This window comes from Yersinia massiliensis (assembly GCF_003048255.1).
GTDB classification, from domain to species: domain Bacteria; phylum Pseudomonadota; class Gammaproteobacteria; order Enterobacterales; family Enterobacteriaceae; genus Yersinia; species Yersinia massiliensis_A.
The window spans coordinates 4,633,749-4,648,098 of sequence record NZ_CP028487.1 but is presented as its reverse complement, the minus strand read 5'-3'; the positions used below and the strand labels follow the sequence as shown (position 1 = coordinate 4,648,098).

The window sequence follows — 14,350 nt, the reverse complement described above, 5'->3', positions numbered from 1 at the left end:
TTAATTCTATGTCATCTTCCCGTCCCGGTTTCTCCTGTAGTGGATTACCTTATCTGCTGGTTTTACCTCAGTTAGTCATTACCGTCGTTTTTTTCCTGTGGCCTGCCGGTGAGGCACTGTGGTATTCCGTACAGATGTTGGACCCGTTTGGCCTCTCCAGTGAATTTGTTGGGCTGAGCAACTTTATTCAGCTATTTCAGGATGAATACTATTTAGCCTCGTTTTACACCACGCTGATTTTTAGCTCATTGGTGGCCGGTATTGGCCTGATCGTGTCACTGTTTTTGGCCGCAATGGTGGATTACGTGGTGCGCGGTAGCCGCATTTATCAAACATTAATGATTTTGCCTTATGCCGTGGCCCCCGCCGTGGCTGCTGTCCTGTGGATATTTTTGTTCAATCCAGGGCTGGGGTTGATCACCCACTTCCTCGCGACGCTGGGCTATGACTGGAATCATGCACAAAATAGCGGGCAGGCCATGTTTCTGGTGGTGCTAGCCTCAGTCTGGAAGCAAATCAGCTATAACTTCTTGTTTTTCCTTGCCGCATTGCAATCTATTCCCCGTTCACTGGTTGAAGCTGCCGCGATTGACGGTGCTGGGCCAGTGCGCCGTTTCTTTAATTTGGTGCTGCCGCTGATATCACCGGTCAGCTTCTTCTTGCTGGTGGTGAATCTGGTTTATGCCTTCTTCGATACATTCCCGGTTATCGATGCTGCAACGGGCGGCGGCCCTGTTCAGGCGACCACGACCCTGATTTATAAAATCTATCGCGAAGGTTTTGCCGGATTGGATTTATCCAGCTCTGCCGCGCAATCAGTGGTGCTGATGTTGCTAGTGATTGGCCTGACAGTGATTCAGTTCCGCTATGTTGAGCGTAAGGTGCGTTACCAATGATTGAGAATCGTCGCGGACTCGATATTTTTTGTCACATCATGCTGATGATTGGCGTGCTATTAATCTTATTCCCATTGTATGTGGCCTTCGTGGCGGCATCTTTGGATGACACACAAGTGTTTCAAGTGCCGATGACATTAATCCCTGGGCCGCATTTGTGGCAGAACATCAGCCATATTTGGCACTCAGGTGTTGGCAATAACAGCGCACCTTTTGGCTTGATGCTGTTTAACAGTTTCGTGATGGCGTTGGCGATTACGATTGGCAAAATTACCGTATCAATGCTTTCTGCCTATGCCATCGTTTATTTCCGTTTTCCGCTGCGCAATCTATTCTTTTGGCTGATCTTCCTCACCCTGATGTTGCCCGTCGAAGTGCGCATCTTCCCCACCATTCAGGTGATTGCGAACCTAAACATGTTGGACAGCTACACGGGTTTAACGCTGCCATTGATGGCCTCTGCCACCGCAACATTCCTATTTCGGCAATTTTTTATGACCTTGCCGGATGAGCTATTGGAAGCCGCGAGAATCGATGGTGCAGGGGCGATGCGTTTTTTCTGGGACATTGTTCTACCGCTGTCAAAAACCAATTTGGCCGCGCTATTTGTTATCACCTTTATCTATGGTTGGAACCAATATCTCTGGCCCATTTTGATTACCAGCGATGCGTCTATGGGCACGGCGGTGGCGGGAATTCGCAGCATGATTTCAAGCTCTGGCGCACCTACGCAATGGAATCAAGTCATGGCAGCGATGATTCTGACCTTAATTCCGCCCGTCGTGGTGGTCCTTCTGATGCAGCGTTGGTTTGTGCGCGGCTTGGTAGACAGTGAGAAGTAATCTGATATGGCATGTTTAAAGCTTCAGGCAGTCACTAAATCTTATGACGGCGTTACACCAGTGATTAAGCAAATTGATCTCGATGTCGCCGACGGTGAATTTATCGTCATGGTTGGCCCCTCAGGATGTGGCAAATCAACGCTGTTGCGTATGGTGGCGGGGCTTGAACGCACCACCAGTGGCGATATTTACATTGATAATCAGCGCGTCACCGAACTGGAACCTAAAGATCGTGGCATTGCCATGGTCTTTCAAAATTACGCGCTGTATCCCCATATGAGCGTGTTCGACAACATGGCATATGGCCTAAAAATTCGTGGTTTTGGTAAAGAGCAAATTCGCCAGCGCGTGGATGAAGCTGCAAGAATTCTGGAATTGGAGCCACTGTTAAAACGTAAACCGCGCGAGCTTTCTGGTGGGCAACGGCAACGGGTCGCGATGGGGCGAGCTATCGTGCGTGAGCCTGCGGTTTTCTTGTTTGATGAACCGCTGTCTAATCTGGATGCCAAATTGCGTGTACAGATGCGGCTTGAGCTACAACAGCTCCATCGTCGGTTAAAAACCACCAGCTTATACGTGACCCATGATCAGGTTGAGGCGATGACACTCGCTCAACGAGTGATTGTGATGAACAAAGGCGTTGCGGAGCAAATCGGTACACCCAGCGAGGTATACCAACGCCCCGCGTCACTGTTTGTCGCCAGTTTTATCGGGTCACCGGCGATGAATTTGTTCGCTGGCACCGTCAGTACGGACGGTTGCGCATTTATTTTATCGGATGGGATGCGCTTACCTTTGGCTGTCCCACAACCGCAATGGGCAGAGCGGTACTTGACCCTAGGTATACGACCAGAGCATATTCAGCAGACAACTTCAGCGCTGGGGGTGCCGATGACGTTATTGACCTTGGAATTATTGGGGGCCGATAATCTGGCGCATGGTCAATGGGGTGGGCAGAGTATCATTGCTCGTTTATCCCACGAAGAGATGCCAGCGGCGGGCAGTCAGCTGCACTTATCTCTCCCGTTTGCGGCGCTGCATTTTTTTGATTCAGAAAGCGGATTACGGATGGAATCATGAGTAAAAACTGGCCTTATCCTCCCATTGTGGCTCATCGGGGTGGCGGTGCATTAGCACCGGAAAATACACTGGCTGCGATTGATGTCGGGGCGCGTTACGGCCATAAAATGATCGAGTTCGATGCCAAATTATCCCATGACGGCCAGATATTTTTGCTACATGACGACACGCTGGAACGGACCAGTAATGGCTGGGGCGTCGCCGGTGATTTACCTTGGGAGAAACTGATTCAGTTGGATGCTGGCGACTGGTATAGCACGGCATTTCGGGGTGAGCGCTTACCACTGCTCAGCGAAGTCGCTGCTCGCTGTGCGCAACACTCGATAGCCGCAAACATCGAAATCAAGCCCACTACAGGCGCGGAAACGATCACTGGGCAAGCCATCGCGCTGGCGGCTCGTCAATTATGGCAAGGTCAGACGATACCGCCCCTGTTGTCCTCGTTCTCATTCGACGCCTTAGTTGCCGCGCAGCAAGCGGCACCAGAGTTACCGCGAGGGCTACTACTGGATAAGTGGGATGAAAATTGGCGGGCACTGACTCAGCAATTGGATTGCGTCTCTTTGCATATCAACCACAAACAATTGACGGCAGAGCGTGTGGCATTGCTCAAAGCGGCGGGGCTACATATTTTGGTCTATACCGTCAATCAAACGGCGCGCGCGCAGGAATTGTTAAGTTGGGGCGTTGACTGCATCTGTACTGACCGTATAGATTTGATTGGTCCCGATTTTTCCCCTCATACTTAACGTGACTGGGTGTTTGCCATGTGCGCTGGCTTCAATGACAGACGTGAGTATGTTTATCGGGGTTGGCTCACTTGCCGCCTACCTGTCACACCAATGATGTTGGGATAAACAGAACAGGAAACGGAACAGGTCAGTCATTCTTATACTTATGGGCAGATCTGGCCCAGTTTGACAGGATGTGACCCATGCCCGCCTTTGTTATCTCGCTCTGGCACCAGATAGTACTGTCTTCACCATTATTTGTTTTGCTCGCACTCGGATACGGTTTAGTGCGGTTTGGTAAATGGCCATCGACCATCACGGATGGCCTGACCCGTTTTGTTTTCTCCCTCGCCTTACCTGCCATGCTGTTCCGTATGATGTGCGATTTCTCTGAACGTCCGGCGGTAGATGCGCGTCTATTGATTGCTTTTTTTGGTAGCTGTCTGGTGGTGTTTGTCCTCGGGCGTATTATCGCCAATCGAGTGTTTCATCTGGACGGTGTGTCCGGGTCTGTGTTTGCTCTCGGTGGGATTTTCTCCAATAACGTGATGCTTGGATTACCTATCGCCACTATCATGCTGGGGGAGAAATCCATTCCAGCCGTCGCGCTAGTATTAGTATTTAACGGATTGATATTGTGGACTTTAGTCACGATTTCAGTTGAGTGGGCGCGTAATGGCTCACCCACGATGGCAGGGTTTGCGAAGACGGCGCGTAGCGTGCTGACTAACCCGCTAATTATCGGGATTATCTCAGGGACGCTATTTAGCTTAACGGGCTTACAACTGCCACAGTTTATCGACCAGCCTGTCACCATGTTAGGACAGATCGCGCCACCACTCTCGTTGATCGTACTGGGCATGGGGTTGGCGGAATACCGTGTTACGGAAGGCTGGCAAATCAGCAGCGCCATTTGTTTCCTGAAACTGATTGTCCAGCCGATGGTGATTTGGGCGATGGCATGGGCGATGAATCTACCGGTGCTGGAAACACAAGTGGTGGTGTTGCTGGGATCAATGGCAACAGGCGTGAATGTTTATCTGATGTCACGGCAATTTAACGTGTTAACTGGCCCTGCCGCCGCCAGTTTAGTGATGTCTACTGTGTTGGCCGCTGTCACGACCCCGTTAATCCTGACCATCATTGGCGTTGGGATGTAATCAGCAAGATAAAAAGCGCTGCATGAAAGCTCAATGGGTTTATATTTAACCAGATGTAAACCCAGTTAACGCAAAATTTGTCTCTCACTTCCGTTACAATCGCCCTTTATCACCTCAATGAGCCAAATTATCGTGCCGTTACTGGTCATTACCACCATTTTGTGGGCATTTTCGTTCAGCCTAATTGGCGAATATCTGGCAGGGCAGGTGGACAGTTGGTTCTCTGTGCTGATGCGAGTTGGCCTCGCTGCGCTGGTTTTTTTACCGTTTCTGCGTTGGCGTAATATCCCTTGGCGGGTCATCCTGCTGTATATGATTGTGGGCGCTATTCAGCTCGGCATCATGTACTTATTCAGCTTCCGCGCATACCTCTACCTGACGGTGCCAGAATTTTTGCTGTTTACCGTGATGACCCCGCTATATGTCACCTTAATTTATGATTTGTTGCGCCGTCAGCGCCTGCGTTGGGGCTATGCTCTCAGTGCTCTTTTGGCTGTCGTCGGGGCCGCAATCATCCGTTATGACCACTTGAGTGAGCATTTTTGGTGGGGGCTGGTGTTAGTTCAGGCCGCCAATATCTGTTTTGCTATCGGGCAAGTAGGATACAAGCGGCTGATGGAAGTCCACCCGATCCCGCAACATGTGGCATTTTCATGGTTCTACGTTGGGGCACTGTTGGTCGCGGTCTTTGCGTGGTTTGCCTTTGGCAATCCAGAAAAACTGCCAACGACTCAATTACAGTGGGGCGTGCTGGTATGGCTTGGTGTCGGCGCATCTGGCCTAGGCTATTTCATGTGGAACTATGGTGCGACACAGGTCGATGCCGGCACCTTGGGTATCATGAATAACGTGCATGTTCCGGCTGGGTTACTGGTGAATTTGGCCATCTGGCAAGAAAAACCCCATTGGCCCAGCTTTATCATTGGGGCAATTGTGATAATGGCCTCGCTATGGGTACACCGGCGTTGGGTCGCTCCGCATTCTTTACAAAAGGCAGATGATCGCAAGCGTGTTGCCGAGCCGAACGAATAAACGCTTCTGTTACTGGTTGGCGCTGCTCTCCATCACGGACGGCAGCGTATAACCGGCTCCACAAGCCATTCCCCAATGTTTTGGTGGTAACCAATCCCTGACGCTCGAAGCTCTCTACCACCCAATGTGGCAGTGCGGCGATCCCCATGCGAGCGGACACCATCTGAATCAGTAGCAACGTATTATCGACATTTTTCAGCACCGGATTCACTCCCGCAGGTTGCAGGAAGTGCCGCCAGATATCTAAACGCTGACGCTGCACTGGGTAAATCATCAAGACTTCTTCGGTTAAATCCTCTGGCTCGATACGGGCTTTATTCGCCAATGGGTGATCCGGTGCCAAGACTAATCGCACCTCAAAATCAAACATCGGCGAATAGTGCAAACCACTACGCGGCAAAATATCTGACGTTAACACCAAATCCAGTTCGCCTTGCTGCAAGGCGGGCTGTGGATCGAAAGTCACACCGGATTGGAAATCCATCGCGACTTGCGGCCAGCTTTTGTGGAAGTTATCCAACGCAGGTGTCAGCCATTGAATGCAGCTATGGCACTCGATAGCAATGCGCAGTGCGGTTTGATGTGGCTCGTTACAGGTTTGCAGGGCCTGTTTGATTTGTGGCAGCACTTGTTCAGCCAACTGAAGCAGGATCTCACCTTGTGTGGTGAAACGCAGCGGCTGGCTTTTACGCACAAACAGGCGAAACCCCAGACGTTGCTCCAGATCGCTGAATTGATGGGACAAGGCCGATTGGGTCTGATGAAGTTGTGTCGCCGCCGCCGCCAGTGAGCCGGTATTACGCAAAGCTTGCAGGGTGCGTAAGTGTTTCAGTTCGATCATGAGAGTCCTTCACAGTGACAGTGAACAAATTGCGCTTGTGGAATATACAGTACCTGCTGATTATGGATGTGTAAACATCTGGATGGCTAAATGGGAAATATGACGATGACAATTTTAAATCACACACTGGGTTTTCCGCGTGTTGGACTGAAACGTGAACTGAAAAAGGCACAAGAAAGTTACTGGGCTGGCAACTCCACGCAAGAAGAATTGCTCAATGTGGGTCGTGAATTGCGCGCCCGCCATTGGCAACAGCAGCAACAAGCTGGCATTGATTTAGTGCCAGTGGGTGACTTTGCTTGGTATGACCATGTATTGACCACCAGTTTGCTGCTGGGTAACGTTCCAGAGCGCCACCAAAACGCGGATGGCTCGATTGACTTGGATACCTTATTCCGCATCGGCCGTGGCCGTGCACCGACAGGTAAACCGGCGGCAGCGGCAGAAATGACCAAATGGTTTAACACCAACTATCACTACATGGTGCCTGAGTTCCAACAAGGCCAGCAGTTTAAGTTGGGCTGGACTCAGCTACTGGATGAAGTCGATGAAGCGCTGGCGTTAGGCCATAAAATTAAGCCGGTCTTGCTGGGGCCTGTCACATATCTGTGGTTGGGCAAAGTGAAAGGGGAGCAGTTCGACCGACTCTCTTTGCTAAAAGACATTCTGCCAGTGTACCAACAAGTCTTGGCTGAACTGGCTAAACGTGGCATTGAGTGGGTCCAGATTGATGAGCCCGCGCTGGTGCTAGAATTGCCAGCGGAGTGGCTGGCAGCCTTCCAACCGGCATATCAGGCGCTACAAGGTCAGGTTAAGTTGCTGCTGACCACCTATTTCGACAGTATCGGTCATAATCTTGACACTATTCGCGCGTTGCCAGTGCAGGGTCTGCATGTTGATGTGGTCGCGGGTCAAGATGATATTGCGCAACTGAATGCACAGTTGCCAGCCACATGGTTGCTCTCTCTGGGGGTGATTAATGGTCGTAACGTTTGGCGAGCCGATCTCAGCCAGTGGTTCGAGCGCCTGAAACCACTGATTAATGGTCGCCCATTATGGCTTGGCACCTCTTGCTCCTTATTGCATAGCCCAATTGATTTAAGTGAAGAGACGCGTCTCGATGCTGAAGTCAAAAGTTGGTTCGCCTTTGCCCTGCAAAAATGTGCTGAATTGGCACTGCTAACACATGCGCTAAATGAACCGAGTGACGATAAATTGGCTGAGTTGGCCGCTTACAGCGCACCTATTCGCGCTCGCCGAGCTTCCAGCCGTGTTCATAATCCACAAGTGGAACAACGTCTGGCGGCAATTACAGCGCAAGATATCGAACGCCAGCAGCCTTATGAAGCGCGTGCGCAAGCGCAGCGTCTACGCTTCAACTTGCCAGCTTGGCCGACCACCACTATCGGCTCATTCCCACAAACCACCGAAATTCGGGGCCTGCGTCTGGACTTCAAACAAGGCCGTTTGGATGGTAAAAACTATCGCACGGGTATCAGTGAACATATCAAGCAAGCCATCGCTGAACAGGAACGTTTGGGGCTGGACGTGCTAGTACACGGTGAAGCTGAACGTAATGACATGGTGGAATACTTCGGCGAACATCTGGACGGTTTTATCTTCACACAAAACGGCTGGGTGCAGAGCTACGGATCCCGTTGCGTGAAGCCGCCAGTGATTATTGGTGATATCAGCCGTCCTGAAGCCATCACGGTTGAATGGGCCAAATATGCTCAATCACTGACAGATAAGCCGGTAAAAGGCATGTTGACGGGGCCGGTCACCATTCTGTGCTGGTCATTCCCGCGTGAAGATGTGAGCCGCGAAACGATTGCTAAGCAAATTGCATTAGCGCTGCGTGACGAAGTGGAAGACCTTGAAAAAGCAGGTATTGGTATCATTCAGATTGATGAACCAGCACTGCGTGAAGGGCTGCCGCTGCGCCGCGCTGATTGGCAAGCTTATCTGCAATGGGCCGTTGATGCCTTTAAATTGAATGCCGCGGTCGCGCAAAACGATACTCAGATCCACACGCACATGTGTTATTGCGAGTTCAATGACATCATGGATTCCATTGCGGCACTGGATGCGGACGTGATAACCATCGAAACTTCACGTTCAGATATGGAATTGCTGGAATCATTTGAAGATTTCGCGTATCCGAATGAAATTGGCCCCGGCGTTTATGATATTCACTCACCGAATGTGCCAAGTGTGGAATGGATTGAGGCGCTATTACGTAAAGCCGCCCAACGCATCCCAGCAGAACGTTTGTGGGTCAATCCCGACTGCGGCCTTAAAACGCGTGGCTGGCCGGAAACTCGTCAGGCATTGGCTAACATGGTGCTAGCTGCACAGCGCCTACGTGAAGAACGCGTTTAACTAGCAGATACCTGCCTAATGACACGTCTATCTCGCGACTTGTCTATTTAGCCGTGTGTCTACTTAACAATGATTAACTCTGTGCTGTGAGATTTGGGCGCTTAATGCGCCCTTTTTTATGGTGGTTATTGATCACTTTCAGGCACAGGGTTGGCGGCTACACCGTGCTGGGCAAACCAGTCAAGCATGCGTTGCCAGCCATCAAGAGCAGACTCGGCATGATAATTGGGGCGATAGTCAGCGTTAAATGCATGCCCCGCCTCTGGATAAACAATGATTTCGGCATCAGCATTCGCGGCTCGCAATGCTTGACGCATGATGTCGACATGTTCCTGCGTGATACTGCCATCTTTGCCGCCATACAGCCCCAGCACGGGCGCAATGAGATCGATAGCGACATCAACAGGATATTTCGGGAGCAGTAAGGTCTTTTCACCCACCAATTTACCATACCAAGCCACAGCAGCCTTTAACTGTGGATTGTGGGCGGCATACAACCACGCAATTCGGCCGCCCCAACAAAAACCGGTGATGGCTAATTTGCTGGTATCGCCGCCATGACGAGAGGCCCAATGTGCCGCGTGATCAAGGTCGACCATCACTTGGCGGTCTGGCACTTTACTCACCAGATTTTTGACTAACGCATTGATATCTTCATATTCTTTAGCATCACCTTGACGAAAAAACAGCTCAGGGGCGATAGCCAGATATCCCTGTTTCGCTAATCGACGGCAGATATCCTGAATGTGTTCGTGCACGCCAAATATTTCTTGAACAACAATCACGACAGGATAAGGGCCAGTATGTTGTGCGGGTTTGGCAATATAAGCGGGCAATTCATCACCCTGAGACGGGATCGTGGTTTCTCCGCAGTGAATACCTTGGTGATCGGTATGGCGGGTCGTCGAGGCCAGTGGTGCGACGGCGGGTGTGAAGCCACCTGCAGCCTGTCTGAGTGTCATCAGTAGATCAGTTTTCACTGTGGTCTCCTTGCATATGAAGAAAAATTACCCAATACAATATGACGGCTTTGTTCTCTGCTATCGATTTTAACTATAGGTAATCTTTGAGATTAATGAGATCAGGTTTTGTCGTGATTGATGACTTCGCTGTGACATAGCAGGCATTTGATAAGTCATACTGGCCAATATCGATAAGATATTGCGACAACATTAATCAATGAGTTCTATCATTGCTATTTACGTACAAAATAGCTGCTGGTACTGGCTATTCTTGGCTAAAAAAGCATCTTAATAAATTGTTAATGTGATTTGTGTCACAAATTAAATGTATTCAACATTATCATTTCTTTTATCAAGGTGACTGTCATCACGAAATAATGTGATGATTTTGAGTAAAGTCGTTACCTGTACCTCCCTACAACATCTCTCATGAAAGAGGAGTCTCAAACATGGCTAAATCTGACGTTTTTCACCTAGGCTTAACTAAAAATGATCTGCAAGGGGCGACTCTGGCAATTGTTCCAGGTGATCCACAGCGTGTTGAGAAAATCGCTAAATTGATGGATAACCCAGTACATCTGGCTTCCCATCGTGAATTTACCTCATGGCGGGCAGAGTTAGATGGTAAAGCCGTGATTGTTTGCTCAACGGGTATTGGTGGTCCATCGACCTCAATTGCTGTTGAAGAGTTAGCGCAGCTCGGTATCCGTACCTTCCTGCGTATTGGTACGACTGGGGCTATTCAGTCACATATTAATGTCGGTGATGTCTTGGTCACCACTGCTGCAGTGCGTTTAGACGGTGCCAGTTTGCACTTTGCGCCAATGGAATTCCCTGCGGTAGCAGATTTTGATTGTACAACGGCGCTGGTTAACGCTGCAAAATCAGTGGGCGCAACAACTCATATTGGTGTAACGGCTTCTTCAGATACTTTCTATCCAGGGCAAGAGCGCTATGACACTTTCTCTGGCCGCGTTGTGCGCCGCTTTAAAGGCTCAATGGAAGAATGGCAATCAATGGGCGTGATGAATTATGAAATGGAATCTGCAACTTTGCTGACCATGTGTGCCAGCCAAGGTTTGCGTGCGGGCATGGTTGCTGGGGTGATTGTAAACCGTACCCAGCAAGAGATCCCAAATGAAGAAACCATGAAAGCGACGGAAAGCCACGCAGTGAAAATTGTGGTAGAAGCCGCACGCCACCTGCTGTAACTGCTCGCGGTTAGCTGGCTACAAGCCAATAAGTGCATGACGAACGGGCCAATAAGTGGCCCGTTTTTTATTTCATCAGATTATCTGTTAAGGTCTTAGCTGACATAGTGAACAATAATAAGAGGAAATATGACGCAGCCGACTCATTTTCATCCTTCCCTATTGCCGCTTGATGGTGGCATTAATTTTCGAGATCTCGGTGGTAACCTTGCTGCTGATGGTCGCCGTATCAAGCGTGGCCTGCTATTTCGCTCTGGTTCACTCGACAGTTTAAGCGCCAAAGATTGTGATTTTCTCAGTCGCGGCCCTGCGGCTCAAATTATTGATTATCGCGATGCTGATGAAGTGCTATCCAAACCTGATGTCTTGTGGCAAGGGGCCAGTTATCACAATATTCCTGCGAATCCACTGAGCAGTGAAGTGAATGCCAATCTAGAGAAACTCACTAACGAGACACTGGCGACGTTTGATGCACGCGCCTTTATGTTAGAGCTTTATCGCCGACTACCCTTTAGTAATCTGGCCTATAAGCAATTGTCAGGTTTGCTGCAAAACTGCGCTTCTCCAGAGCATGCTGCGGCCAGTATCGTCCAACATTGTGCTGTCGGAAAAGACCGCACTGGCGTGGGTTCTGCTCTCGTACTATTTGCACTTGGCGCGGATGAATCAACCGTATTAGAAGATTACCTATTAACGGAAACGACGTTGGCACCATTTCGTGAGCACATGCTGGCTCAGTTGTCGCTGAAACTCAACGCTCAGGCACTCGGCCAATTTGCATTCGTGTTATCCGCCAAAGAAGAGTTTATTCAAACCGCATTGCGTAGTATTCAAGAGCGATATGGTAGCCGAGAGCAATGGCTGCAACAGGAGTTTGGTCTGGGTAGCCTTGAGCGCGAAAAGCTTCAGTCATATTTTCTAGAGTAATGACTTCCGTACTTTAAATACTGGCTGGCTATTTCTTATTGATCAGCGTCACCGGTTTTTAAATCCCCGTTTTACCGACCTTTAAATCCTGTTTTACTCATTTTTAAATCCTATAGTGCCGCCACTGGGCGGCTCTTTTTAACCGCTTAATGGTAGAAACTACCGCTTAATCAGATTGCTGATATTTCTCTTAGGCGCTGAGCGTATGTTAACGCCTGACAAATTCCCTGGAGAGAATGCTCATGCAACATGCGATTACCTTTGTTATCGCCTCCGCGTGTATCCTGACAATATGCTACCGCTTATACGGTATCTTTTTTGTTCGTAAGGTACTGCGAGTCGATGATACTGAAGTCACACCTTCCCACACCTTTGAAGATGGTAAAGATTACGTCCCAACTAAAAAGTGGGTGAACTTTGGCAGCCACTTTGCAGCAATTGCTGCCGCTGGCCCTTTGGTTGGCCCAGTACTTGCCGCGCAATATGGCTATTTACCCGGTTTCCTGTGGTTATTAATCGGGTGTGTTATCGGTGGTGCCGTTCACGATACGGTCGTGCTCTTTGCCTCGATGAGACATCAGGGAAAATCCCTGTCCGAAGTCGCTAAAGCAGAACTCGGTCCAGTTGCGGGTTGGTGTACTGGCCTGGCAATGCTGTTCATCATCACCATTACCATGGCTGGATTATCAATGGTTGTGGTACATGCTCTGGAACGTAACCCTTGGGGGACGTTCGCGGTGTTCATGACCATTCCTATCGCTATCTGCGTGGGATTATGGGAACGCATGACCGGTAGCATGAAAGGGGCTTCTTATGTCGGTATCGCTGCCATCATGGTATGCGTATTTGTCGGCCCTTATATTGAAGGTACTTGGCTCGGCGAATGGTTAATGCTGAAAGCAGACACCGTTAGCATTATTTTGCCAATGTATGCTTTCTTTGCGACTGCGTTACCTGTTTGGATGTTATTGACTCCTCGTGGTTATCTTTCTAGTTTCATGAAAATTGGTGTTTTCGGCGCACTGATCGTTGGTGTTGTATTTATTAACCCTGAAATCCAATTCCCCGCATTAACACAGTTTATTCATGGTGGCGGCCCTGTTTTAGCTGGCCCAGTCTGGCCGTTTATCTCGATCACCATTGCGTGTGGTGCTATTTCTGGTTTCCATGCCTTTATCGGGTCTGGTACGACACCAAAACAGATAGACAAATGGAGCGATATCTTACCTGTTGGTTTTGGTGCAATGCTGGCCGAATGTATGGTTGGGGTGATGGCCCTGATCGCGGCAACCTCTTTGCATCCGGCTGACTATTTTGCGATTAACTCTTCCGCTGAGGCTTGGAGCTTGCTTGGCATGGAAGTGGTTAACTTGCCACAACTGAGCCAAGAAATCGGCTTAGATCTGTATGGACGTACCGGTGGTGCTGTGACCTTAGCTGTCGGTATGACTGATATCTTCATCCGTGTACCCTGGTTCAGTAGCATGGCAGCTTACTTCTTCCAGTTTGTTGTTATGTTTGAAGCTGTCTTTATTTTGACAGCGGTTGACTCAGGCACTCGTGTTGCTCGCTACCTGCTGCAAGATTTCTTGGGCGATATTTGGGCACCATTAAAACGTACCGATTGGTTACCTGGCACTCTAGCATGCAGTGTTATTGCTTGTGCGCTTTGGGGTTACCTCCTCAATTCTGGTGATATCAACTCTGTTTGGGCACTGTTCGGCGTATCTAATCAGTTAATGGCTTCTGTTGGCTTAATCATCGGCGCGACGATTATTCTGCGGTTGGCAACCAAGCGTATATACATGCTGACGTGTGTGATTCCTCTCGCTTATCTGTTTGTCACCGTAAACTATGCCGGTTACTGGATGATCACCCACGTATACTTCAATTCAGCGGCTAAAGGCTACAATCTGTTCAATGGCATCATCTCTATTATCATGATGACACTGGGCGTGATTATCCTGATATCCGCACTGAAAAAATGGCGTGAATTGTGGATCCGCAGATCTGCTGAGATGGCTGGCAATAAAGTCGTGACAGCCAATGCCTAATATTTCACATTCATTGCGTTAACCTGCATACCCTTCATTTTTGAAGTCGCCATGCAGTGAGCTGTTTGGTTACGAGGCCCTTGAATGGGCCTCTTCTCTGCTTGCTACATCACAGTAACTTCAATTACTTTGGGTCTATCAACGGTCGGAATCCTCCGGCCGTTTATTATTTGTTAAGCCAAAATAGCGATGCATTTAGTATGCTAATAGTTATTTTTTTAACGAAAGGAAA

12 protein-coding genes are annotated in these 14,350 nt (G+C 49.3%); 10 read left to right on the top strand and 2 right to left on the bottom strand.

Going from position 1 to position 14,350, the window contains the following annotated elements; genetic code table 11:
- The first annotated feature begins 8 nt into the window (after positions 1-8).
- From ugpA to DA391_RS21610, 6 genes are all read left to right on the top strand, one after another.
- Positions 9-896, top strand: a complete 888-nt coding sequence (gene ugpA / locus DA391_RS21635; protein WP_049609027.1) for a sn-glycerol-3-phosphate ABC transporter permease UgpA — start codon at positions 9-11, stop codon at positions 894-896.
- Positions 893-1,738, top strand: a complete 846-nt coding sequence (gene ugpE / locus DA391_RS21630) for a sn-glycerol-3-phosphate ABC transporter permease UgpE (protein ID WP_019213208.1) — start codon at positions 893-895, stop codon at positions 1,736-1,738. The genes ugpA and ugpE overlap by 4 nt, the downstream gene beginning before the upstream one ends.
- A gap of 6 nt (positions 1,739-1,744) precedes the next feature.
- The gene (locus DA391_RS21625; RefSeq protein ID WP_050874401.1) at positions 1,745-2,818 is read left to right on the top strand and encodes a sn-glycerol-3-phosphate import ATP-binding protein UgpC; all 1,074 of its coding nucleotides are present in this window, start codon (positions 1,745-1,747) and stop codon (positions 2,816-2,818) included.
- Entirely contained in the window at positions 2,815-3,567 is a 753-nt protein-coding gene (ugpQ, locus tag DA391_RS21620; RefSeq protein ID WP_108088193.1) for a glycerophosphodiester phosphodiesterase, read from the top strand. The genes DA391_RS21625 and ugpQ overlap by 4 nt, the downstream gene beginning before the upstream one ends.
- A gap of 185 nt (positions 3,568-3,752) precedes the next feature.
- Positions 3,753-4,709, top strand: coding sequence for an AEC family transporter (locus DA391_RS21615; protein WP_050083316.1), 957 nt, complete (start codon positions 3,753-3,755; stop codon positions 4,707-4,709).
- A gap of 132 nt (positions 4,710-4,841) precedes the next feature.
- Positions 4,842-5,741 carry a carboxylate/amino acid/amine transporter gene (locus DA391_RS21610; protein ID WP_108088192.1) on the top strand — a complete coding sequence of 300 codons (900 nt, stop codon included), beginning with the start codon at positions 4,842-4,844 and terminating at the stop codon, positions 5,739-5,741.
- Here the strand turns inward: DA391_RS21610 and metR are convergent.
- Positions 5,629-6,582: an HTH-type transcriptional regulator MetR gene (gene metR, locus DA391_RS21605; RefSeq protein WP_019213213.1), complete on the bottom strand. Its 954-nt coding sequence runs from the start codon at positions 6,580-6,582 to the stop codon at positions 5,629-5,631. The genes DA391_RS21610 and metR overlap by 113 nt on opposite strands.
- 105 nt (positions 6,583-6,687) lie before the next feature.
- Between metR and metE the strand changes: the two genes are divergently transcribed.
- Positions 6,688-8,964, top strand: coding sequence for a 5-methyltetrahydropteroyltriglutamate--homocysteine S-methyltransferase (gene metE / locus DA391_RS21600; RefSeq protein ID WP_072084831.1), 2,277 nt, complete (start codon positions 6,688-6,690; stop codon positions 8,962-8,964).
- Positions 8,965-9,089: 125 nt separating this feature from the next.
- Here the strand turns inward: metE and DA391_RS21595 are convergent, their stop codons facing one another.
- Positions 9,090-9,944 (bottom strand): dienelactone hydrolase family protein, encoded by an 855-nt coding sequence (locus DA391_RS21595; RefSeq protein ID WP_050083313.1) that lies wholly within the window; start codon positions 9,942-9,944, stop codon positions 9,090-9,092.
- Positions 9,945-10,375: 431 nt separating this feature from the next.
- On the opposite strand from DA391_RS21595, the gene udp reads away from it, so the two are divergent.
- The 3 genes from udp (at position 10,376) to DA391_RS21580 (ending at position 14,118) form a co-directional block, all read left to right on the top strand.
- Positions 10,376-11,137 (top strand): uridine phosphorylase, encoded by a 762-nt coding sequence (udp, locus tag DA391_RS21590; RefSeq protein ID WP_019213216.1) that lies wholly within the window; start codon positions 10,376-10,378, stop codon positions 11,135-11,137.
- A 129-nt stretch (positions 11,138-11,266) separates the two neighbouring features.
- Positions 11,267-12,064, top strand: a complete 798-nt coding sequence (locus DA391_RS21585) for a tyrosine-protein phosphatase (protein ID WP_019213217.1) — start codon at positions 11,267-11,269, stop codon at positions 12,062-12,064.
- Between the two features lie 242 nt (positions 12,065-12,306).
- On the top strand, positions 12,307-14,118 hold the full coding sequence (locus DA391_RS21580) for a carbon starvation CstA family protein (protein ID WP_050286932.1): 1,812 nt from the start codon (positions 12,307-12,309) through the stop codon (positions 14,116-14,118).
- Positions 14,119-14,350 lie beyond the last annotated feature (232 nt).